Here is a 22482-nt window from a genome sequence, read left to right on the forward strand (position 1 = left end):
TGATGTGACTTACGGGTTAATTCCCGGCGACCGGAGCCGCCGGAAACGGCATTACTTCGTTGCGCCCTCAAGGATAACCTTGTCGTTCTCCCCACGGGTGATGCTCTGCTGATGAAGGCTGTCGGCGAGCATTACGTCATTGACGGCGAAAAATTCCCAGGCCTGCGGCGTGTTGGCGAAGGTTACCTCATCGAACTGACTGTCGTGCAGGAAAGAGATATTGGTTGCTTTGGTGTTACGGAAGCTGACGTTGGAAAAACGCAGATTCTGATGATAGGCATCGCGAGAATAGTGAATACCAAACGACTCCGCCATTTCGGCTACCGTCATGCCGTCAATCAGGATGCTGTGCTTAGCCGAAGTACCATCGACGGTCACATCCTGCACCTGAACGTCGCGGAACTGAGCGGGCTCGTCGGCAGGGGTCGTATCATTTACGTCGGCGCTGTATTTGATAGTAAAAACAAACGGCTCTTTGGCGATATCTTTCATCGCGTTATGACGGAACAGCACCTCCCGCACGCCACCGCCATAGTAGGGGCGGCTCTTCATGCGCAGGCCAACGTCGGTCATATACATGACGTTATCCTCGGCGCGAACGTTTTCGATCCACGCGCCGGTATGGCTACCCGTCACCACGGCGCCGTGGCCTTTACGGAAATAGTTATTAAAAATCCACGCCGCGCTTTGCGGCTGCTGATGAAACGTTTTCGCGCCTTTACCAAACCCGGCGGCAAAATTAACGCAATCATCTCCGGTATCAAAGAAGTTATTGAAGACCAACGCGTTTTTGCTATTGCCGAACTCGACGCCGTCGGCGTTATTGCCGTCAAAGGTCTGATGCACAAGCCCATTCAGGGTAATATTTTCTGACTCCAGCACCATCACCCCGTGGAAAGCGGGATTACGAATAGTCAGTCCGGCAAGGTAGAGATTTTGCACGCCGCGCAAGGTCATCAGGCTGGAGCGGCGGTTTTTATAGGCGCTATTGTTTTCAATCCCTTCCGCGATAGCCGCTTCGGTCTGATGCTTTGCCAGAATACCGTCCGCGCCGACTTTTTTGGCATTGCTGGCCCGGTACTGCGGCAGCGCGTTGCCCAATTCGTCGCTAATTGTCGCATCGCCGCCGCTTTTGACGCCGCGGGTCCAGCCGTTGCCGTCAATCGTGCCTTTCCCAACGATGCGAATATTACGAAACGTTCCGGCCGGAGACTCGCCCTTATCGTCCGCGCCCAGCACGTTAATTAATGATGGCGGGCGGCGAGGCTGCGGATGATCGCTATAGGGATAGAGGTAATAGCCTTTATCAAGCGGATACTGGGCCGGATCGTCCGAACCCAGCAGGGTGGCGCCAGCCGCAATCTCCAGGGTCATATCGCTGTGCAGGAACAACGCGCCAGTTTTGAATTCGCCGCCGGAAATCAGCACCTTGCAGCCCTGAGGATAGTGCGTGACGGTACAGCTATCAATGGCCCGCTGCAGCGCCAGGGTATTCAGCGTGGTGCCGTCACCCTTCGCGCCGAATGTGCTGGCTTCGATGACGTGCGGCGTTTTGCGGGTTTGCGCTTTAACCACCGCGCTGTCCGGAGATTCCTGGCCATTGGCGTAGACCGCGCGCACCGTAAAGGCATACTCCGTATCCGGCTGCAGGTTGGTGGCCGTGAAGCTGCGCAGATCGATTTTCTGCTGCCAGCCGTCGCTGGTGATCCGCTGATAGAAGTTATCAATATAGGGCTTTGCCGGGGAAAAATGGTTTTGATTTTCACGCGCCAGGCCCAGCCGCTTGCCTTGACGATAGACGGCGTAGTCCACCACCTGCTCGGTCTCAGACTCCGGTTTTTCCCAGACCAGCACCAGGCTGTTTTCATCGGCAGACAGTATCGGAACCATGACATTTTGTGGCGCGGAGGCGGGCGCATCGTGCTGGTTATCGACGGTTCCGCCGCTGTCATTACAGCCGCCTGCGAGCCCGGCTAGTGCGATTGCCAACGCCAGCATGCCGCGTGCAGGTCTGAAGGTATTGCGCATAGATTTTCCTTAATGTCATATTTTATTAGAAAATAAAATTTAAATTCATTTAAAATAAAACTGAATTTTATATTTATATGGGAAAATAAACGCGAGTCAGTTCAATCTTTCATCAGGCGAAAAAAAAACTTAATCGGATAAGCAAAGGCGGACCTCACCGCCCAGCTTCCCTTCTACTGCGTAGAATCATCGATACGATAGCCGCACGAAGTCGGTACGATATGGGCAAACCCCGACCCGCCAAGATGCATACCGGCAATCAGCAGGTTTTCGCTGGCGGCCTGGGCGAGAATCGCTTCCCGCGTCGCTCTGGCCTGTACGGGATCGCAATCAAAAGCGATAGCGGCGGCGGGTCGCGCGGCCTGAATATGCGGAAAGTGGACGATATCGCCCCAAATCAGCAGGCTTTGCCCGGCGGCGTCAATGCGAAACCCGCTATGGCCCGGCGTATGTCCGGGTAACCAGACCGGATGGATACCCGCGACGACTTCGCGATCCTCCAGAAACCCGAGGCGCCGGGACCACGCGTCCAGGGTGCGGCGGGCGAGAGCGAAGTTTCGCTGCCCGCGCTCATTAGCCCGTCTTAACATGACGTCATCCTGCCAGTACTCCGCTTCCAGAGGATGCAGATGAAGACGAGCGTTGGGATAGCGCGGCGCGCTGTTGGCATCCAGCAGGCCGCCGATATGATCCGGGTGAGCGTGGGTCAGCAGGACGGTATCAACGTCGTCTGGCGCACTTCCCGCCGCCCGCAGACTGGTTTCCAGCACGCCGCCTCCCGTCCCCGCGTCGATCAGAATCGTTCTTCCCCGGCCGCGGATAAGATAGCCATTAATGTCAATAGTGCCGGGGTCGATGACGCCCGCATCGCGCTGGATTTGTGCGGCATCGCCGCTATCGATGCCGGACAGCAGCGCCAGGCCGGCGGCCATGCTGCCGTCGCTAAGGGCAGTCACCTGAAAATCGCCAATCTGGCGGGTGACAAAAGATGAATTGCGCATAAAAACCTCTTAGCGTGATGCTGGCTGTTTTTCAGCCGGGCTTTGCAGCTGACCGGCCATGGGTTCATAGATCCAGGCTTTTTCCCGTCCCGCAAGTAGCATCGCCTCCCGGCGCGGCAGAACGTATACCACGCGCAGCGACGGGTTATTATCCAGCCCGGCGGCCGGAAGTCTTGTCGGCTGATACCCCAGCTCCGAGTCCACAAAGTCCAGCGGCTCCGGGCTCAGCAGCAAAACATCCTCCTCAGAGACGGCAGGGAACACCCCGCTGTACCGATACAGGTTTCGCCGCCAGTCGCGAATATGCGCCTGCCAGCGCGCAAAGTCGCCGCCGCCTTTATGGCGATACGCTTCACTGGCGATGGTGTCAGCATCATGGATAGTATGGATGGCAAGATAGACCGGGCAGCCGGAGGAGAGCGCCCGGAAGCGCTGCGAAGCGCGGAACCCGCTGACGGATACCAGCGCCGGCAGCTTGTGCTGGCTGTAAAATCGATTCCAGCCGGCTTCGCTTTCCGGGTCGGCGTAGCTGCACTCAACGATATATAACATGGGCTGACCTCTGCATGATGGCGTGATGATATTGACGTTTGATCATGCTACGTTGTGTATTGAGCGCTCTGAAACGATATTATTTCATCCCTCAATGACATTTTGTCATTAATGCAAAATCCAGCAGAGGTGGTCATCGTGCGAAAAAAACTCCCCAGCAGCGCCTCTTTGCAGGCTTTTGAGGCTGCCGCCAGGCACGGTAACTTTGCTCGCGCGGCGGAAGAACTGTCGCTTACCGAAGGGGCGATCAGTCGGCAAATCGCCCGTCTGGAATCGCTGTTGAACTGCAGGCTGTTTGAGCGGACGGGGAGCCGGGTACGGCTGAATCCTAACGGCGCGCGCTATGCGCACCATGTGCGCGAAACGCTGGAGCGCCTTGAACGGGACACTCAATATCTGATGGGGGCCGCGGACGGCAGCCGAAGCCTGGAAATCGCCGCGCCGCCGACCTTCGCCAGCCGCTGGCTCATTCCCCGGCTGGGGGATTTTCAGCACCGGCATCCGGATATCACGCTGAATATCGCGGTCAGAACCGACCCGTTTATCCTCACCGGCAGCGGTTTTGACGCGGCGCTTCACTTTGAACACCCCGCCTGGGCCGGAATGCGTATGCAGTTTCTGTTTGAAGAGAGGCTGGTACCGGTATGCCACGCCGGGCTACTCACGGAAGAAGATCTCGTCAGCCAACTGAACGCGCTGCCGCGAATTCATCGACGGCAGAATTCCGACGCCTGGCAGCGCTATGCTGAAGAGTGCGGGATCGTGCTGGATAATCCGGCGCAGGGGGGGCGCTACGATCTGCATGAGATGGCGATAGCCGCCGCGCTGGCCGGGCAGGGCGTTGCGCTGGTGCCCCATGTGTACGTCGAAAACGCGATCGAAAACGGGCTACTGGCTGCGCCCTGGCCGCAGGCCCGCAGCCTGAGCAAGCGCTTTTGCCTGGTGAAGCCGCTGGAAAACGGCGTCAATGAGTCGGCGCTACGGGCGTTCGAGCAGTGGCTGTTGACGCAATAAGGCCCGGGCAGGGCCTTATTGGCATTAAGCGCAGCCTCAGGCGTGGGATAAAAGCGGGAACATCAGCTTATTCTCTTTGAAAATATTTTCTTTTTGCTCGTAGATAAACAGAATATCTTCGCCTTCGATTTTCTCATACTCGCCGGTCCGATTCTCTTTGGGGGTAAAGCCGAGGATAGCCTGGTACGTATTGTCATCGGCGAGCTGGTTGACAATGGACGACAGGGAGCGGCCGCTGTCGCAGAAAATATCAAAACAGATCAGCGCCGGACCGTTTTGCATCGCAATCGCGATCGCCTGGTTTTTCTCGGAATAATAGACGAAGTGCTGCATAAAGGCGGAGCAGTAGAACATCAATAAACCGAAGTTATTCTGCACCCGCAGCTGCGAAAACGGATTCGATTTTTGATAATACCCCTGCAATAGCGCAACGTCTTCCGGCCGATCCATATCGAGCTTGCGGAAATCGCCCGCAGCCGGCACTACCGGCATAATATACTGATGCTCGTCGGTGCGCTCGAAGCCGAATTTCGGGTAAAAATCAACGGTTGTCGGGTTAGCGAACAGGAAGAAGGCGTCGGCTTTATCCTGCCAGTCCGCCAAAATCTCATTCACAAGCTGCCCGGCGAGGCCCCGATTGCGATGATCGATATCGGTCATTACGGTGCCGATTTGGATATAGCGGCGGGGTTCGCCCTGCCAGATCAGGTCGATAATATTGGCGGAGGCGTTAGCAATCACTTTATTGTTGCTGACCAGGGCGTAGGGAATATAGGCGTCGGTCCAGTAGCCTTTGCGGTACCACTCTTTAAAGGAGAGATCGAAGGTTTTAATCGCCAGGTCAATGAAGCTCTTTCTTAACGCGTCATCGTGCACAATTTGCTTAACTAATTTCCAGGTCATCGTCGACATTCCTTACGCTGCGGGTGAGGCACTGTTTTCGGCCATCTGTTCGGCGGTCCGATCTCTGTCGGGCGACCTAAAAATAGCATATCCCCGCTGATGGGCGACGATTGTCGCGCCTAAGCCTTGCTCAGGTCACACAATCCGGGAAAATCGCGCGAAAAAGGGTAAGCTTTCGCACGCTTAAGAAACGTCGCTGTGAGGCAAAAAAACGCCTTTAGCAAATGAAAATTTGCCAGTCGTCAAAAACGAAGATGAATATATTGCGTTCATGGTCATGACCCCTATCATTAATAGGTAGGGTAAATGTGATATCATCGCGCCTTTCCCGTTTCGTCCTGGGGCTCTTTTTTATGCAACAACCTGTTGTTCGCGTTGGAGAATGGCTGGTTACTCCCTCTGTTAACCAAATTAGCCGCAAGGGGCGTCAGCTAACTCTCGAACCGCGCTTAATCGATCTTCTGGTTTTCTTTGCCCGTCATCCTGGGGAAGTACTCAGCCGGGATGAGCTCATCGATAATGTCTGGACCCGCAACGTTGTCACCAGCCATGTCGTCACGCAAAGCGTCTCTGAGCTACGTAAGTCGCTGAAAGATGGCGACGACGGCAGCCTTGAATATATCGCGACCGTACCCAAGCGAGGCTATAAGCTAACGGTGCCGGTGATCTGGTGTACGGAAGAGGGGGAAGAACTGACGCCGGTTATCCCGGCAGAAACGCCGACGGTCGCCGTGGACGCGCCATCGGTTTCCCCGCAGCCTGAGGCGGCTGCGCCAGAGATGGCGCCGGTGGTAAAGCCGGAAAAACGCAAGCGGCTGAGTACGTTTATCGTCTGGGGCTTGTTTCTGCTGGCCCTCGCGAGCTGCGTGGCGCTGGTGGCGTTATCGACCCTCGAGTCGCGCCCGCCGGTCACGAAAACGCGGCTGCTGCTCAACCCGCGCGATGTTGATATTCACCTGCTCAGCGGCAGCGCCTGCAACAACTGGTCATCGCAGCACTCCTATGCCATTGGTCTCGGGAGCCTGATTACCACCTCGCTGAACACCTTCTCCACCTTTATGGTGCACGATAAAACCAACTACAACATCAATGAGCCGAGCAGCTCCGGTAAAACCCTGACCATTGAGTTCGTCAACCAGCGGCACTACCGCGCGCAGCAGTGCTTTATGTCGGTGAAGGTGGTGGATAACGCCGACGGTTCGACCATGATGGATAAGCGTTACTTTGTCACCAGCGACAACCAGCTGTCGATTCAGAACGACCTGCTGAGCAGCCTGTCTGAGGCGCTGAAGCAGCCGTGGCCGGCGCGGATGCAGGAGATGTTAAAGCAATATCAGCCGTCGCAAAGTATCGCGCTTACCCATTTCTATCAGGCGCATCAGCTATTAATGAATGGAGACGTCGATTCACTCGGAAAAGCCAGTAGCCTGCTTGCCGACGTGAATAAACAGTCGCCGGACTTTACCTATGCCTGGGCGGAAAAAGCGCTGGTGGACGTATTACGCCATTCTCAGCAGCCGCTGGATGATAAACAGCTTGCCGATCTTTACAGCGAAATAACCCGGGTGGGTAATATGCCGGGGATTAAAGACATGGCAATATTTTATCAGATTAAAACGGTAGATATGCTGGGCAAAGGCAAAGTCGATGAAGCCTACAGCGCGATTAATACCGGCATTGATCTGGAAATGTCGTGGATGAATTATGTGCTGCTGGGTAAGGTCTACGAAATGAAAGGGCAGAACCGGGAAGCTGCCGATGCTTACCTGACGGCGTTTAATTTACGTCCGGGTGAGAATACATTTTACTGGATTGAAAACGCGGTATTTCAGACCTCGGTGACCCGCGTGGTTCCGTATCTCGATAACTTCCTCGCTTCAGAATAAGTAAACCCTCATCATGGTCATGGTTTTGGCCGTGGTGAGGTTAAACTTATGTTTCTCATGAGCGCCTCTGTTGTTATATTTTATATCCTTTTCTTGCTTGTTTTTAACACATCTTCAACACGAAATTGTGTTCGTAAATGCATGTAATTTATTAATATTTATCTTTTCCTGACCTCAACATGTCATCCTGATATGTTGCGCGAAAAAGGTCAAAATATCATTTGTCTGATGTTTGCAGTTATTTCACTTTATCTTTAGGACTTATCTCGTACTAATCCGTAATCTGATTGGCAGTTGGTCGGGTCAATAAAAGGTTCATCATCATGATCTGTACCTCCCAAATAAACTTAGGAGAAAAGCAAACATGAGTTCTGCCAAGAAGATCGGGCTATTTGCCTGTACCGGCGTGGTAGCCGGTAATATGATGGGGAGCGGTATTGCATTATTACCTGCGAACCTGGCGAGTATCGGTTCTATCGCCATTTGGGGTTGGGTAATATCTATTATTGGCGCGATGTCGCTGGCTTATGTATATGCCCGTCTGGCGACCAAAAACCCGCAGCAGGGTGGCCCCATCGCCTACGCCGGCGAAATATCTCCGGCGTTCGGTTTCCAGACCGGTGTGCTTTATTATCACGCTAACTGGATCGGCAATCTGGCAATCGGCATTACCGCCGTCTCTTATTTATCAACATTCTTCCCTATTTTAAATAACCCGGTACCGGCAGGTATTGCCTGTATTGCCATCGTGTGGATATTCACCTTCGTGAATATGCTCGGCGGTACCTGGGTAAGCCGCCTGACGACTATTGGTCTGGTGCTGGTGCTTATTCCGGTCGTGATGACCGCGGTGGTCGGCTGGCACTGGTTTGACGTTGCCACCTATCAGGCAAACTGGAACACCTCAGCCACGACGGATAGCCATGCGGTGGTGAAAAGTATCCTTCTCTGTCTGTGGGCCTTTGTCGGGGTAGAATCTGCCGCCGTCAGTACCGGGATGGTGAAAAACCCGAAACGTACCGTACCGCTGGCCACCATGCTGGGGACCGCGCTGGCGGGTATCGTGTATATCGCCGCGACCCAGGTCATCGCCGGTATGTACCCTGCGTCTGAGATGGCCGCGTCCGGCGCGCCGTTTGCTATCAGCGCATCGACTATCCTTGGCGGCTGGGCTGCGCCGATGGTGTCGGCCTTTACCGCCTTTGCCTGCCTGACTTCTCTCGGTTCGTGGATGATGCTGGTCGGCCAGGCCGGCGTGCGCGCCGCTAACGACGGCAACTTCCCGAAAATCTACGGTGAACTGGATAAAAACGGCAACCCGAAAAAAGGCCTGCTGCTGGCCGCGGTGAAAATGACCGTCCTGATGGTGCTGATCACCCTGATGAACTCCACCGGCGGGAAAGCCTCCGACCTGTTCGGCGAGCTGACCGGTATCGCGGTTCTGCTGACCATGCTGCCTTACTTCTACTCCTGCGTTGACCTGATTCGCTTCGAAGGCATTAACGTCCGCAACTTCGTCAGCCTGATTTGCTCCGTCCTCGGCTGCGGGTTCTGTTTCATCGCCCTGATGGGGGCAAGCTCCTTCGAACTGGCCGGCACCTTTATCGTCAGCCTGATCATCCTGATGTTCTACGGCCGCAAAATGCACCAGCGTCAGAGTAACGACGGCTCCGCTGATAGCAGCACCGCCAGCGCGCATTAATCCGTAACCCTATTCCTGAGGCTCCTTCCATCACCTGTCACGACGTGGCGGGAGGGGCTTTCTTTATCTGGAGATTTGACTATGAACGTTATCGCAATCATGAATCACATGGGTGTTTACTTCAAAGAAGAGCCCATCCGTGAGCTGCATCGCGCCCTCGAACGCCTGGACTTCCGTATTGTCTACCCGAACGACCGTGACGACTTATTAAAACTGATCGAAAACAATGCGCGTCTGTGCGGCGTGATCTTCGACTGGGATAAATACAATCTCGAACTGTGCGAAGACATCAGCAAAATGAACGAATATATGCCGCTGTACGCCTTTGCGAATACTTACTCAACGCTGGACGTGAGCCTCAACGATCTGCGCATGCAGGTTCGCTTCTTCGAATATGCGCTGGGCGCGGCGGAAGATATTGCGAACAAAATCAAACAGAATACCGACGAGTATATCGACACCATTCTGCCGCCGCTGACCAAAGCGCTGTTTAAATACGTGCGTGAAGGCAAATATACCTTCTGTACCCCAGGCCACATGGGCGGTACCGCGTTCCAGAAAAGCCCGGTCGGCAGCATCTTCTACGATTTCTTTGGTTCCAATACCATGAAATCCGATATCTCGATTTCAGTTTCTGAACTCGGTTCCCTGCTGGATCACAGCGGCCCGCATAAAGAAGCGGAAGAGTACATCGCCCGCGTCTTCAACGCAGAACGCAGCTACATGGTGACCAACGGCACCTCTACCGCCAACAAAATCGTCGGTATGTATTCCGCCCCGGCCGGTAGCACCGTGCTGATTGACCGTAACTGCCATAAATCGCTGACCCATCTGATGATGATGAGCGACATTACGCCAATCTACTTCCGCCCGACCCGTAACGCTTACGGCATCCTCGGCGGTATCCCGCAGAGCGAATTCCAGCACGCGACCATCGCGAAGCGCGTGAAAGAAACCCCGAACGCGACCTGGCCGGTGCACGCGGTGATCACCAACTCCACCTATGATGGCCTGCTGTACAACACGGACTACATCAAGAAAACCCTGGATGTGAAATCCATCCACTTTGACTCCGCGTGGGTGCCTTACACCAACTTCTCGCCGATTTATGAAGGCAAATGCGGGATGAGCGGCGGCCGCGTCGAAGGGAAAGTTATTTACGAAACCCAGTCCACGCACAAACTGCTGGCGGCGTTTTCTCAGGCATCAATGATTCATGTTAAAGGCGACGTAAACGAAGAAACCTTTAACGAAGCCTACATGATGCACACCACCACTTCTCCGCACTACGGCGTGGTGGCCTCGACGGAAACCGCGGCGGCGATGATGAAAGGCAACGCCGGTAAGCGCCTGATTGACGGCTCTATCGAACGTTCAATTAAGTTCCGTAAAGAGATTAAACGCCTGAAAGGCGAATCCGACGGCTGGTTCTTCGACGTCTGGCAGCCGGAACATATTGATGGCGCGGAATGCTGGCCGCTGCGCTCCGACAGCGCGTGGCACGGTTTCAAAAACATCGATAACGAACATATGTATCTCGACCCGATTAAAGTCACGCTGCTGACCCCGGGGATGAAGAAAGACGGCACCATGGATGATTTCGGTATTCCGGCAAGCATCGTGGCGAAGTATCTCGATGAGCACGGCATCGTGGTCGAAAAAACCGGTCCGTACAACCTGCTGTTCCTGTTCAGCATCGGTATCGACAAAACCAAAGCGCTGAGCCTGCTGCGCGCGCTGACCGATTTCAAACGCGCGTTCGACCTGAACCTGCGGGTGAAAAACATGCTGCCGTCGCTGTACCGTGAAGATCCTGAATTCTACGAAAACATGCGCGTTCAGGAACTGGCGCAGAACATTCACAAACTGATTGAGCACCACAACCTGCCGGACCTGATGTTCCGCGCGTTCGAAGTGCTGCCAACCATGATGATCACGCCGTACGCCGCGTTCCAGAAAGAGCTGCACGGTCAGACCGAAGAGGTGTATCTCGAAGAGATGGTGGGCCGCGTCAACGCCAACATGATCCTGCCGTATCCTCCGGGAGTGCCGCTGGTGATGCCGGGTGAAATGATCACCGAAGAGAGCCGTCCGGTGCTGGAATTCCTGCAGATGCTGTGCGAAATCGGCGCCCACTATCCGGGCTTCGAAACCGATATCCACGGCGCCTATCGTCAGGCGGATGGTCGTTACACCGTTAAAGTGCTGAGAGAAGAAAACAACAAATAATCGATGCACAACAGGGAAGTGGCTTGCCGCTTCCCTTTTTCACGCTGCAAGGAGAACACATGAAAACACCCTCACAGCCGCGCGCGATCTATTACATCGTTGCGATCCAAATCTGGGAATATTTCAGCTTTTACGGCATGCGTGCCTTACTCATCCTCTATCTCACCCATCAGCTCGGCTTTGATGACAGCCACGCCATCAGTCTGTTCAGCGCCTACGCCTCCCTGGTGTACGTCACTCCTATTCTCGGCGGCTGGCTTGCCGACCGCCTGCTCGGCAACCGCACGGCGGTCATTGCCGGCGCGCTATTAATGACGCTTGGCCACGTAGTGCTGGGCGTCGAATCCGATTCCACCTGGAGCCTGTACCTCGCGCTGGCGATCATTATCTGCGGCTACGGTCTGTTCAAATCCAACATCAGCTGTCTGCTGGGCGAGCTCTACGCCGTTGACGACCCTCGCCGCGACGGCGGTTTCTCGCTGCTGTACGCCGCCGGGAACGTCGGCTCCATCGCCGCGCCTATCGCCTGCGGGCTGGCGGCGCAGTGGTACGGCTGGCATATCGGCTTTGCGCTGGCGGGTATCGGCATGTTTGTCGGCCTGATGATTTTCTTAAGCGGCAGCCGCTACTTCCGCCACGCGCGCGGCGTCGATAAACAGGCGCTGCGGGCGGTGAAATTTGTGCTGCCGACCTGGGGCTGGCTGGTGGTGATGCTCTGCGTTGCGCCGGTGTTTTTCACGCTGCTGCTGGAGAATAACTGGTCCGGCTACCTGCTGGCGATCGTCTGCGTATTCGCCGCCCAGATGGTGGCGCGCATTATGGTCAAATCCCCGGAGCATCGCCGCGCGCTGTGGCAAATCGTTCTGCTGATGCTGACCGGGACCCTGTTCTGGGTACTGGCGCAGCAGGGCGGCAGTTCGATCAGCCTGTTCATCGACCACTTTGTTAACCGCCGCCTGCTGAATATTGAGGTGCCGACCGCGCTGTTCCAGTCGGTTAACGCCGTGGCGGTGATGGCGGCGGGCGTCGTGCTGGCGTGGCTGATGCGGCCGGAGGGCGCGACCCGCTCGGCGCTGCGCGTATGGCTGAAGTTCGCCTTTGGCCTGGTGCTGATGGGCTGCGGCTTTATGCTGCTGGCGCTTAACGCGCGCCACGGCGCGGCACAGGGACAGGCATCGATGGGCATGATGGTGGCCGGCCTGGCGCTGATGGGTTTCGCCGAGCTGTTTATCGACCCGGTGGCGATGGCGCAGATCACCCGCCTCAATATGCCCGGCGTCACCGGGGTACTGACCGGGATTTATATGCTGGCGACCGGCGCGGTAGCCAACTGGCTGGCGGGCGTGGTGGCGCAGCAGACTACCGAGTCGCAAATCAGCGATACGGCGATTGCCGCGTATCAGCACTTCTTTGCCCAGATGGGCGAATGGACGCTGGGCTGCGTAGCGGTCATTGTCGTTGTCGCCTTCGCCGCCGCGTTCAGCGTCGGCAAACGCCGCGCGGCCGCCGGTGAACTTCCTGGCGTCAATGCCCAGGATCTGTAGCCCGGACAGGTGCGCAGCACCGCCTCCGGGATTATCGCATCCCTAAACGGAGCAAAAAGCCGCTCCTTGCACCCCTTACTGAACAGGAGGAGGATATTCTGGCGGGCGCGAAAGCCGAAGATAAAAAGAGGTTACAAAAGACAGGGCTGAGTGAAATCAGCCGCAATTGAAGCCAGGCTCCTTAAGATTGTTCTCCGGCGCCGACGCCGGAACAGGCCTGGTTCAATTATCGAAGCAAGTTTGCAAGCAGGGTTATGAGGAACCAACATGTCTGAACAACAAGCACAAGGTGCCGATGAGGCAATTGACCTTAATAATGAACTGAAAACCCGTCGTGAAAAACTGGCCGCGCTGCGCGAGCAGGGCGTGGCGTTCCCGAACGACTTTCGCCGTGACCATACTTCCGACCAGCTCCATGCTGAATACGATAGTAGGGAAAACGACGAGCTCACCTCTCTGAACGTCGAGGTCTCCGTGGCTGGCCGCATGATGACCCGCCGTATTATGGGCAAAGCCTCCTTCGTCACCTTACAGGACGTGGGCGGACGCATTCAGCTGTACGTCGCCCGCGACGATCTGGCGGAAGGCGTCTACAACGAGCAGTTTAAGAAATGGGATCTCGGCGACATCATCGCCGCCCGCGGTAAGCTGTTCAAAACCCAGACCGGCGAACTCTCCATTCACTGCACCGAGCTGCGTCTGCTGACCAAAGCGTTGCGCCCGCTGCCGGACAAGTTTCACGGCCTGCAGGATCAGGAAGCGCGCTATCGCCAGCGCTATCTGGATCTGATCTCCAACGAAGAGTCGCGCCACACCTTCAAGGTGCGTTCGCAGATCCTGGCGACCATGCGTCAGTTCATGGTCGCGCGCGGCTTTATGGAAGTCGAAACGCCGATGATGCAGGTGATCCCCGGCGGCGCCTCCGCGCGTCCGTTTATCACCCATCACAACGCGCTCGATCTGGATATGTATCTGCGCATCGCGCCGGAGCTGTACCTGAAACGGCTGGTGGTCGGCGGCTTCGAACGAGTGTTCGAAATCAACCGTAACTTCCGTAACGAAGGTATCTCCGTGCGCCATAACCCAGAGTTCACCATGATGGAACTCTATATGGCGTATGCGGATTACAAAGATCTGATCGAACTGACCGAATCCCTGTTCCGCACGCTGGCGCAGACCGTACTGGGTAAAACCGAAGTGCCGTATGGCGACCAGGTGTTCGATTTCGGTAAGCCGTTTGAAAAACTGACCATGCGCGAAGCGATCAAGAAATACCGTCCTGAAACCGAGATGGCGGAGCTGGATAACTTCGATGCGGCGAAAGCGCTGGCGGAATCCATCGGCATTCACGTTGAGAAGAGCTGGGGTCTGGGGCGTATCGTCACCGAAATTTTCGACGAAGTGGCGGAAGCGCATCTGATCCAGCCGACCTTTATCACCGAGTATCCGGCGGAAGTATCGCCGCTGGCGCGCCGTAACGACGTGAACCCGGAAATTACCGACCGCTTCGAATTCTTCATCGGCGGACGTGAAATCGGTAATGGCTTTAGCGAGCTGAACGACGCGGAAGACCAGGCCCAGCGTTTTCAGGATCAGGTCAACGCCAAAGCGGCGGGGGATGATGAAGCGATGTTCTACGACGAAGACTACGTCACCGCGCTGGAGTACGGCTTGCCGCCGACCGCCGGTCTGGGTATCGGTATCGACCGTATGGTGATGCTGTTCACTAACAGCCACACCATCCGCGATGTTATCCTGTTCCCGGCAATGCGTCCGCAGAAATAAATCATGCTGAAACCAGGCCCCTCGTTTATTTGAGCGGGGGGCCTTAATTTCGACGCGTTTATCCCGGCGAGTGATATGGCGAATAAGCTTACTCCGGGCACCTTATGTGCTATAACAGCGCGCATAAAAAACATAAGGTGTTAATTAAATGAAAAAAATAAAATTAATTGTTGGCGGCGTGATCTGTGCAAGTTATTTATTAACGTCAGTATTATCAATGGCAAGTGATAATATAAACAGCAATACCATTCATTTTGATAAAGGCAGCAACGGCACGATAATAAAAAGTACCGTGACCGGCGACGATGTTAATGACTATACGCTGGAGGCGAAAGCCGGCCAGATGATGCATATCGGTATGAACAGCCAGTGGCCGCATCCCTTTTTTAATGTGATTACTCCGGATAATCACGCGATTTTTAACGGTTCTATGAGCGGCGATATTTTTGAACAGCGTCTGGGTGTCAGCGGGAAATATACGGTGCGGGTATATCAGATGGGCGGCGCGCGTGATGAAGGGAAAACCAGCGCCTACGCGCTGACGTTTAAAATTACCGACTAAAATGTGGCGGCTGTCTATTCAGGCTGTCCCGGAGGCGGCGCGTTGCGCCGGTCCGCAGACGGCGGTGAACCCGTAGCCCGGGCAAGGCGCGTTGAGCGCCGCCCCCGGGAGCAGAGCGCAGAGGGTTGCAGTTCGGGCCTGTTCCCGGACTACAGCCCTTCGGTCACGATTTTCGCCGCCGCGGCTAACACCTCTTTGCGGCTTTTCGCATCCTGCTGCGGCTGGGTAAAATAGGTCACTAACACCAGCGGGGCATGATTTTCCGGCCAGATCACCGCGATATCGTTGGTGGTGCCGTAATCTCCGGCGCCGGTTTTATCCCCGACCGCCCAGCTTGCGGGCAGGCCTGCGCGAATGCTTTGCCCGCCGGTGGTATTGCCTTTTAGCCACGTCACTAACTGGGCGCGCTGCTGTTCGCCCAGCGCATTGCCCAGCGTCAGCTTGCGCAGGCTTTCGGCCATCGCCAACGGGGTGGTGGTATCGCGCTTATCGCCGGGTATCGCGCTGTTCAGCGCCGGCTCCGTACGATCGAGACGAAAAGTAACGTCCCCGATGCTCTGGGCGAATGCGGTCACCTTTTCCGGTCCGCCAAGGTAGCTAATCATCTTATTCATCGCGGTATTGTCGCTGTACTGCAGCGCCGCCGCGCTGAGTTCCGCCAGGGTCATTCCGCTTTGCAGATGTTTTTCGGTAATCGGGCTCCAGACCACTAAATCCGATTTTTTAATCTCCAGCCTTTTATTCACCACATCGGGATGGCTTTCGCTCTGCTTTAACACCGCGGCGGCGGCCATCACTTTACCGGTGCTGCACATGGCAAAACGTTCGTCGCCGCGATAAAGGGTTTGCGAATCATCCGCCGTGTTAATCAGCGCCACGCCCAGCCGGCCACCGGACCGTTTTTCTAAATCAGCCAGCTTTTGCTGGATAGCATCGGCACTGGCCCATAATGAACCGCTCGCCAGCAGCAGCGGAACGGCGGCGGCGGCCATCAGGGCGCTTTTACGCCACGAACTTTTCAACATCTCTGACTCCTTGATAGTGATGAGCTGCCCGGACTATCCGCGACTCCCGCGCTTTTGACAAGCACTATGTCGATGATGGAATTCCATCATAAATTCGTTATTCGTCCTCCTCCGCGCCTGCTTATAGTGTCCCTCCCCGGCAAAATAAAATCAGGAGCCGCCATGTTCCCGTCACAGTTACCAAAACCGCGCCACCACGCCGCCTCGGCGATCCCCACGCTGCGCTGGGGGATTATTGGCCCCGGCTGGATTGCCGAGCGCTTTGTGAAATCGTTAAAAGAGCTCAGCCGCCAGCAGGTGGTTGCCGTCTCCTCGCGCACGCAGCAAAAAGCCGACGCCTTTGCCGCCCGCTGGGGGATCCCGCAGGCTTACGCTCAGGTGGATGAGATGCTGGCGCGACCGGATATTGACGCGGTATATATTGCCACGCCGCATAACCACCACTTTACCGACGGGCTGCGTGCGCTGCGGGCGGGCAAACATGTGCTGATTGAAAAGCCGTTTGCGCTGAACCGGCGGGAAGGCGCGGCGCTGAAAGCGGAAGCCGTGAAGCAGGGGACGCTGGCGATGGAGGCGATGTGGTGCGACTACGCGCCGAAGTATGACGTGATTCGCCAGCTGCTGGAGGACGGCGTTCTGGGCGACCTGCACACGCTGCTCGCCGATCACGGCGAATTCTTTACCCCGGATCATCGCATTTTTAATGCCGATCTCGCCGGCGGGCCGATGATGGATCTCGGCAGCTATCTGACCTCATTCAGCGTGATGGTCGGCGGCGTACCGCAGGATATTATCGCCCGCGGACGCCCCGCCCAAAGAGGCGTCAACGGGCAGATTTCGATGCTGTTTAACTGGGAAAAGGGCCTCCAGGGATTATTGAACACCACCCTGTTCAGCAACACGCCGGGCGGCGCGGTGGTGGCCGGACGCGATGCGACTCTTACCCTTGACGGGCAGTTCTACGCGCCGGGGAATTTTACCCTCGCCGCCAGTCAGGGCGGGCAGGTGCTGCATTGGGAGGAGCCGCGCAACCGCTACGACCAGCTGTTTTATCAGGCCGAGCATTTTGCCTGGTGCGTCGGTCAGGGGCTGACGGACTCGCCGATCCGCCCGCTGGCCAGGGTGCTGGAAAACCTGAGCGTGATGGATGAAGTGCGGCGGCAGATTGGCGTGGTATTTAAAGAAGAGCGCTAAGCGAAGCGGCCCCGTATGCCGACCGCATACGGGGCTTTTTTACGCCAGCGGTTCGACGCTGACAAATTGCCCCTGCTGCAGCGAGAGCACGGCGGCTTCGGCGATGGCCTGCGCCCGCAGGCCGTCCAGCAGCCCCGGCAGGTCCGCCACCTCTTCTCCGCCTAGCGAGCGGACAAACGCGTCCAGATGCGCGTAGTACGATCCCTCGACGCGGCTGAACCAGTCCGGGTAGAGGCCGGGCTGAATGCGGCGCTCTCCCTGCCACAGCGTGACGCCGCGCGTTGTCTGGCTGCCGGACTCCAGCACGCCATCCGAGCCAAGCAGACTAATGCGCTCATCGTAGCCGTGGCCGGTACGCCGGGTGTTGTCCAGCTGCGCCATTGCGCCGCCGCGCATCCGCAGCATCAGAATGGAAGTATCGACATCGTCGAATTCAGCAATTTCCGCCAGCGCCAGCGCATCCCCCATGGCGGCGACGGTTGTCACTTCATCACCGGTAAGAAAGCGCAGCAGGTCAAAGAAGTGAATCGCCTGGTCGCGCATCTGGCCGCCGGAGCTGCGCAGATATTCCAGCGGCGGCATAATCGATGCCCGACACACCATCTGCACCAGTTCTATTTTGCCAATCACCCCGGCCTCGATCTCCCGGCGCAGCTGCTGGTGGCTGGCGTCGAAGCGGCGGTTAAAGCCAACGGTCACCGGTACCCCGAGCGGCAGCACTTTCTCGACGACCTGGCGGGCGCGGGCCAGCGAAAGATCGATCGGTTTTTCGCAGTAGACCGCTTTCCCGGCGCGGGCGGCAGCCTCCAGCAGCGCCGCGTGTGAAGGCGTCGAGCTGGCGATCAGTACCGCGTCAATGGCGTCGCTATTGATGGCCTCGGCGACGGTTACCGCCCGCGCGCCGTAGCGGGACGCCAGCGCTTTCGCCCGTTCGGGGTCGGCGTCAGCCACCATGGACAGAACGGTTCGCTCATGGCGAGCGAGGCTGACGGCGTGAACCTGGCCGATAAAACCGCTGCCCAACAAGGCAAAACGAATGCAGGTCATTTTTTTCTCCAGAAAGAGGGATTCAGCGTTGCCAAAGTAATCCGTTTGCTACACTGACCGACACAGGCGTTTTGATGGATTTCCATCATGGGGGAAACGATGAAAAGCATGTCGCTGGAGGCGCTGGCTAAACGGATTGGCGTGGGCGTAGCAACCGTTGATCGGGTGCTTAACGAACGCGGCGGCGTGTCGCCGGAAACCACGCGTAAGGTGCTGCAGGCCGCGCGGGAAGCCGGGCTGAAGCGCATTCTGCCGGAAGAGCGCCGTCTCCCGTGGCAAATAGAAGTGTTTCTCAGCGGTAACGATTCGCGCTTTTTCACCCGCCTGACGCAGGATTTCGCCGACGTGGCGGATAGCCTTGGCTATCGCCGACTGACGCTGCACCGTACGCTGGTGGCGGAGTCCGCGCCGGAAAAGCTGGCGAAAAGCATTATCCGCAGCAGCAAAAAGCGCCATGCGCTGATTGTCTTTGGCAACGAACATCCGCTGGTCTACGAGGCTTTGCGCCAGTGCCGCGAGGCGAACGTGCCGGTGATTACGCTGGTTACCGATCTGCCCGGCGCGCAGAGGCTCTGCCACGTCGGCATCGATCAGCAGCAGGCTGGCCGCACCGCGGGCAGGATGATGGGATTAATGGCGCATCGGCCTGGAGAAGTGCTGATGCTCAGCGGACGCCAGGACTTCAGCGCCCATCGTTTGCGTATTCAGGGATTCCGTGAGGTGATAACCCAGCGCTTTCCGCATCTGCAGCTCGGCGAGGTGCTGGCGGGGGAGGACAACCGGCAGCGGATCGACCGCCTGCTGGAAGAGGCCCTGCGCCGCAACTGCGACGTGGTGGGCATCTACAATACCGGGCTGGGCAACACGCAGGTGGCGCAGGCGCTGGCTCGCCACCGCCGCTACGGCGAGTGCTGTTGGATCACCCATGAACGTTACCGAACCACCCGTGAACAGCTGGCGCAGGGCGGAATGGCGTTGACGATCGATCAGCATGCCCATCAGCATGCCCGCCTGGCGGTGGAGCTGGCTCTGCGTCACCTGGAAACCGGCTATCAGCCGCATCTCTTTAGCGACGGCAAGGTCGAATTTATCCTTTACAGCGCTGAAAACGTCGACTGAACGCTCGCGGTCCGCGGGACAATATCCCCTTTTAACCCCGTATCTGATACCCCGTTTCATACCGCTGCCGCTATCGGCGCGCCGCGCGGCAAACCGTCGGCTGCCTCTCATTTTTTGCGCGTTTATGCGTCAATGTTAGATGTGTGTCAAAGTTCTGTTAACGTGTAGTTTTAAAATTTTCATTTCAGTTATTTACTTATAAAAGTTTCATATGTGTTGTTAATGAAATAAATGGTCTGTAATTTTTCTTTCGCGACAAATGGACTGATGTTTCAAAAAACCATTTTAAAACAACTGAATTTTGTGATTTCGATCACCCGTGAAAAAGGCGCCAGCGCGCAGGCCGTTTTTTCGAAAAGCTGAAAAAGCAGGCGCTTAGCGCACGATTAATGAAACTATTTTTTCATTTTACCTTACCTAACCGATGCACCTGAAAATAAAGGATCAACTATGAACATCAAGAAAACGGTTGTTGCCTCTTTGATAGCCTGCATGCTGCCAGCGGTCGTGATGGCGAAAGATATTTCGGTCGGTGTTTCGATGGCGCTTTTCGATGACAACTTCCTGACGATTCTGCGCACCGCCATGCAAAAAGAGATGCAAAAAGACGGCGTTAAGGCGCAGGTGGAAGATGCCAAAGGCGACGTCTCCCAGCAGCTACAGCAGGTACAGAACTTTATTGGCCAGGGCGTCGACGCGATTATCGTCAACCCGGTGGATACCAACGCGGTCAAACCGATTATGGACCAGGCGACCAAAGCGGGCATTCCGCTGATCTTTGTTAACCGCCGCCCGCAGGCGCAGCTGACCGACAAAATGGCCTACGTCGGCTCCGACTCGGTGCTGGCGGGGCGCTTACAGATGGAAGCGTTAGCCAAAGCGATGAACGGCAAAGGTAACGTCGCCATTCTGCTCGGCGACCTGGCGAATGAATCGACCCGTGACCGCACCAAAGGCGTCGAAGAGGTGGTGGCCAAGTACCCGGATATCAAAATCGTGCAGAAGCAGACCGCTAAATTTACCCGTAACGACGCCGTTGACGTGGTCAGCAACTGGATGACCAGCGGCGAAGACATTCAGGCCATCGCCTCCAACAACGATGAAATGGCGATCGGCGCGCTGCAGGCGCTGGGTAAAAACCCGAACCATATCCTGATTGCCGGCGTGGACGGGACGCCCGATGCCCTGCAAATGCTCAAAAACGGCAAAATGATCGCCACGATTTTCCAGGATGCCAAAGGGCAGGGCGAAGGCGCGGTGGATGCCGCCATTAAGCTGGCCAACGGCGAGAAAGTGGAAAAGATCATTGACGTCCCTTACCAGTTGATCACCAAAGACAACATGGCTGAGTTCGTCAATCGCAACCAGAAATAGTCGCTCAGGGTACGGAGGTGAAGTATGAACGCTTTTGCACTTGAAGCCGAAGGGATCAGCAAATTCTTCCCCGGCGTGAAGGCGCTCGACAACGTCTCATTACGCGTGCGCCCGGGGACGGTGCACGCGCTGATGGGCGAAAACGGCGCCGGAAAATCCACGCTGATGAAATGCCTTATCGGGATCTACCGTCCCGATAAGGGCGCGATCCGCGTTAAAGGGGAGCCGGTCCAGTTTCAGGATACGATGGACGCGCTGCGCTCCGGGATCTCGATGATCCACCAGGAGCTGAACCTGGTGCCGCACATGACGGTGGCGGAAAATATCTGGCTCGGCCGCGAGCCGATGAAATATGGTTTTGTCGATCATCGCCAGCTTGCCCGTCAGACGCAGGATCTGCTGGATAAATTGAATATCCGATTATCCGCCGACCGGCTGGTGGGGGAGTTAAGTATCGCCTCCCAGCAGATGGTGGAAATTGCCAAAGCGGTTTCGTGGAACGCGGATATTGTAATTATGGATGAGCCGACCTCGGCGTTAACCGAGAGCGAAGTGGCGCATCTGTTTACCATTATTCGCGATTTACGCCAGCAGGGAAAAGCCATTATCTATATCAGCCATAAAATGGATGAGATTTTCGCGATTACCGATGAGATCAGCGTATTTCGCGACGGCACCTGGGTCGGCAGTAAACAGACCACCGAGTTTACCCGCCAGTCGCTGATTACCCAGATGGTCGGCCGGGAGCTCACCCAGCTCTTTCCCAAGTTCAATAACGCTATTGGCGAAGAGGTGCTGACCGTCCGCAATCTATCGCGCAAGGGGGCGTTTCACGATATCAACTTTAGCGTCCGCCGCGGCGAAATCCTCGGCGTGGCGGGGCTGGTGGGAGCCGGGCGCAGCGAAGTGATGGAGAGCCTGTTCGGCATGGAGAAAGCCGATGGCGGCGAAGTGCTGATTGATGGGATGCCGGTCAATATTGATTCGCCTTCGACGGCGATTGAGAAAGGGATGGCGTTGCTGACGGAAGACCGGAAAAAGTCCGGGCTGTTTCTCGTGCTGTCGGTGCTGGAGAATATGAGCATCGTCAAAATGCCGGAATATATCGGTAAAACCGGCTTTGTTCAGCACCTCAAAATGGCCGAAGACTGCATGGAGCAGATCCGCCGCCTGAATATTAAAACCCCCACCATGGATCAGATTATTAATAACCTCAGCGGCGGTAATCAGCAGAAGGTACTGATTGCCCGCTGGCTGCTGGCGCAGCCGAAAATACTGATCCTCGATGAGCCGACGCGCGGAATCGACGTCGGGGCAAAAGCGGAAATTTACCATCTGATCAGCGAGCTGGCCAACCGCGGCGTGGCGGTGATTATGGTCTCTTCAGAATTACCTGAGATTCTCGGGATGAGCGATCGGGTGATGGTTATGCATGAAGGGCGTATTACCGGCATCCTCGATAAAGAGGACGCCGACCAGGAAACCATTTTGTCGTTGGCATCCCACTGAGGCACAGA

The 22482-nt window shown here is 56.3% G+C and carries 17 protein-coding genes; 11 read left to right on the forward strand and 6 right to left on the reverse strand.

Annotation, left to right across the window (positions count from 1 at the left end; all coding sequences use genetic code 11):
- Positions 1-51: 51 nt before the first annotated feature.
- From KOSB73_RS09810 to KOSB73_RS09820, 3 genes are all read right to left on the reverse strand, one after another.
- Positions 52-2028, reverse strand: coding sequence for a glycosyl hydrolase family 28 protein (locus tag KOSB73_RS09810; RefSeq protein WP_098140470.1), 1977 nt, complete (start codon positions 2026-2028; stop codon positions 52-54).
- 173 nt (positions 2029-2201) lie between these two features.
- Positions 2202-3029 (reverse strand): MBL fold metallo-hydrolase, encoded by an 828-nt coding sequence (locus KOSB73_RS09815; RefSeq protein WP_098140471.1) that lies wholly within the window; start codon positions 3027-3029, stop codon positions 2202-2204.
- Positions 3030-3038: 9 nt separating this feature from the next.
- The gene (locus KOSB73_RS09820) at positions 3039-3581 is read right to left on the reverse strand and encodes a hypothetical protein (protein ID WP_049088974.1); all 543 of its coding nucleotides are present in this window, start codon (positions 3579-3581) and stop codon (positions 3039-3041) included.
- Between the two features lie 138 nt (positions 3582-3719).
- Between KOSB73_RS09820 and KOSB73_RS09825 the strand changes: the two genes are divergently transcribed.
- Entirely contained in the window at positions 3720-4595 is an 876-nt protein-coding gene (locus KOSB73_RS09825; RefSeq protein ID WP_098140472.1) for a LysR substrate-binding domain-containing protein, read from the forward strand.
- 36 nt (positions 4596-4631) lie between these two features.
- Here the strand turns inward: KOSB73_RS09825 and KOSB73_RS09830 are convergent, their stop codons facing one another.
- Positions 4632-5498 (reverse strand): GNAT family N-acetyltransferase, encoded by an 867-nt coding sequence (locus KOSB73_RS09830; protein WP_098140473.1) that lies wholly within the window; start codon positions 5496-5498, stop codon positions 4632-4634.
- Positions 5499-5851: 353 nt separating this feature from the next.
- Between KOSB73_RS09830 and cadC the strand changes: the two genes are divergently transcribed.
- The 6 genes from cadC (at position 5852) to KOSB73_RS09865 (ending at position 15206) form a co-directional block, all read left to right on the forward strand.
- Positions 5852-7384: a lysine decarboxylation/transport transcriptional activator CadC gene (gene cadC, locus KOSB73_RS09835; RefSeq protein ID WP_004137845.1), complete on the forward strand. Its 1533-nt coding sequence runs from the start codon at positions 5852-5854 to the stop codon at positions 7382-7384.
- Between the two features lie 364 nt (positions 7385-7748).
- On the forward strand, positions 7749-9086 hold the full coding sequence (gene cadB, locus KOSB73_RS09845; RefSeq protein ID WP_024358910.1) for a cadaverine/lysine antiporter: 1338 nt from the start codon (positions 7749-7751) through the stop codon (positions 9084-9086).
- Positions 9087-9167: 81 nt separating this feature from the next.
- Positions 9168-11315, forward strand: a complete 2148-nt coding sequence (gene cadA, locus KOSB73_RS09850) for a lysine decarboxylase CadA (RefSeq protein ID WP_004130111.1) — start codon at positions 9168-9170, stop codon at positions 11313-11315.
- A 59-nt stretch (positions 11316-11374) separates the two neighbouring features.
- The gene (dtpD, locus tag KOSB73_RS09855) at positions 11375-12859 is read left to right on the forward strand and encodes a dipeptide permease DtpD (RefSeq protein ID WP_024358909.1); all 1485 of its coding nucleotides are present in this window, start codon (positions 11375-11377) and stop codon (positions 12857-12859) included.
- A 267-nt stretch (positions 12860-13126) separates the two neighbouring features.
- Positions 13127-14644: a lysine--tRNA ligase gene (gene lysS / locus KOSB73_RS09860; protein WP_024358908.1), complete on the forward strand. Its 1518-nt coding sequence runs from the start codon at positions 13127-13129 to the stop codon at positions 14642-14644.
- Positions 14645-14792: 148 nt separating this feature from the next.
- Positions 14793-15206, forward strand: a complete 414-nt coding sequence (locus KOSB73_RS09865; protein ID WP_004130120.1) for a hypothetical protein — start codon at positions 14793-14795, stop codon at positions 15204-15206.
- A gap of 149 nt (positions 15207-15355) precedes the next feature.
- On the opposite strand, the gene KOSB73_RS09870 is transcribed toward KOSB73_RS09865, so the two are convergent.
- The gene (locus tag KOSB73_RS09870; protein ID WP_063864556.1) at positions 15356-16231 is read right to left on the reverse strand and encodes an extended-spectrum class A beta-lactamase OXY-6-1; all 876 of its coding nucleotides are present in this window, start codon (positions 16229-16231) and stop codon (positions 15356-15358) included.
- Between the two features lie 162 nt (positions 16232-16393).
- On the opposite strand from KOSB73_RS09870, the gene KOSB73_RS09875 reads away from it, so the two are divergent.
- Positions 16394-17425 (forward strand): Gfo/Idh/MocA family protein, encoded by a 1032-nt coding sequence (locus KOSB73_RS09875; RefSeq protein ID WP_098140474.1) that lies wholly within the window; start codon positions 16394-16396, stop codon positions 17423-17425.
- 39 nt (positions 17426-17464) lie between these two features.
- On the opposite strand, the gene KOSB73_RS09880 is transcribed toward KOSB73_RS09875, so the two are convergent.
- Positions 17465-18472, reverse strand: a complete 1008-nt coding sequence (locus KOSB73_RS09880; protein ID WP_064411390.1) for a Gfo/Idh/MocA family protein — start codon at positions 18470-18472, stop codon at positions 17465-17467.
- 99 nt (positions 18473-18571) lie between these two features.
- Here KOSB73_RS09880 and KOSB73_RS09885 point away from each other — a divergent pair, with 99 nt between their 5' ends.
- From KOSB73_RS09885 to KOSB73_RS09895, 3 genes are all read left to right on the forward strand, one after another.
- Entirely contained in the window at positions 18572-19591 is a 1020-nt protein-coding gene (locus tag KOSB73_RS09885; protein ID WP_064411392.1) for a LacI family DNA-binding transcriptional regulator, read from the forward strand.
- Positions 19592-20041: 450 nt separating this feature from the next.
- On the forward strand, positions 20042-20965 hold the full coding sequence (locus tag KOSB73_RS09890; protein WP_004848507.1) for a sugar ABC transporter substrate-binding protein: 924 nt from the start codon (positions 20042-20044) through the stop codon (positions 20963-20965).
- A 24-nt stretch (positions 20966-20989) separates the two neighbouring features.
- On the forward strand, positions 20990-22474 hold the full coding sequence (locus KOSB73_RS09895) for a sugar ABC transporter ATP-binding protein (protein WP_098140475.1): 1485 nt from the start codon (positions 20990-20992) through the stop codon (positions 22472-22474).
- Positions 22475-22482 lie beyond the last annotated feature (8 nt).

Source organism: Klebsiella grimontii (genome assembly GCF_900200035.1).
GTDB classification, from domain to species: domain Bacteria; phylum Pseudomonadota; class Gammaproteobacteria; order Enterobacterales; family Enterobacteriaceae; genus Klebsiella; species Klebsiella grimontii.

Coding starts and splice junctions, on each gene's coding strand:
- KOSB73_RS09810 (WP_098140470.1), bottom strand. CDS start 2,028: ATGCGCAATACCTTCAGACCTGCACGCGGCATGCTGGCGTTGGCAATC.
- KOSB73_RS09815 (WP_098140471.1), bottom strand. CDS start 3,029: ATGCGCAATTCATCTTTTGTCACCCGCCAGATTGGCGATTTTCAGGTG.
- KOSB73_RS09820 (WP_049088974.1), bottom strand. CDS start 3,581: ATGTTATATATCGTTGAGTGCAGCTACGCCGACCCGGAAAGCGAAGCC.
- KOSB73_RS09830 (WP_098140473.1), bottom strand. CDS start 5,498: ATGACCTGGAAATTAGTTAAGCAAATTGTGCACGATGACGCGTTAAGA.
- cadC (WP_004137845.1), top strand. CDS start 5,852: ATGCAACAACCTGTTGTTCGCGTTGGAGAATGGCTGGTTACTCCCTCT.
- cadB (WP_024358910.1), top strand. CDS start 7,749: ATGAGTTCTGCCAAGAAGATCGGGCTATTTGCCTGTACCGGCGTGGTA.
- cadA (WP_004130111.1), top strand. CDS start 9,168: ATGAACGTTATCGCAATCATGAATCACATGGGTGTTTACTTCAAAGAA.
- dtpD (WP_024358909.1), top strand. CDS start 11,375: ATGAAAACACCCTCACAGCCGCGCGCGATCTATTACATCGTTGCGATC.
- lysS (WP_024358908.1), top strand. CDS start 13,127: ATGTCTGAACAACAAGCACAAGGTGCCGATGAGGCAATTGACCTTAAT.
- KOSB73_RS09865 (WP_004130120.1), top strand. CDS start 14,793: ATGAAAAAAATAAAATTAATTGTTGGCGGCGTGATCTGTGCAAGTTAT.
- KOSB73_RS09870 (WP_063864556.1), bottom strand. CDS start 16,231: ATGTTGAAAAGTTCGTGGCGTAAAAGCGCCCTGATGGCCGCCGCCGCC.
- KOSB73_RS09875 (WP_098140474.1), top strand. CDS start 16,394: ATGTTCCCGTCACAGTTACCAAAACCGCGCCACCACGCCGCCTCGGCG.
- KOSB73_RS09880 (WP_064411390.1), bottom strand. CDS start 18,472: ATGACCTGCATTCGTTTTGCCTTGTTGGGCAGCGGTTTTATCGGCCAG.
- KOSB73_RS09885 (WP_064411392.1), top strand. CDS start 18,572: ATGAAAAGCATGTCGCTGGAGGCGCTGGCTAAACGGATTGGCGTGGGC.
- KOSB73_RS09890 (WP_004848507.1), top strand. CDS start 20,042: ATGAACATCAAGAAAACGGTTGTTGCCTCTTTGATAGCCTGCATGCTG.
- KOSB73_RS09895 (WP_098140475.1), top strand. CDS start 20,990: ATGAACGCTTTTGCACTTGAAGCCGAAGGGATCAGCAAATTCTTCCCC.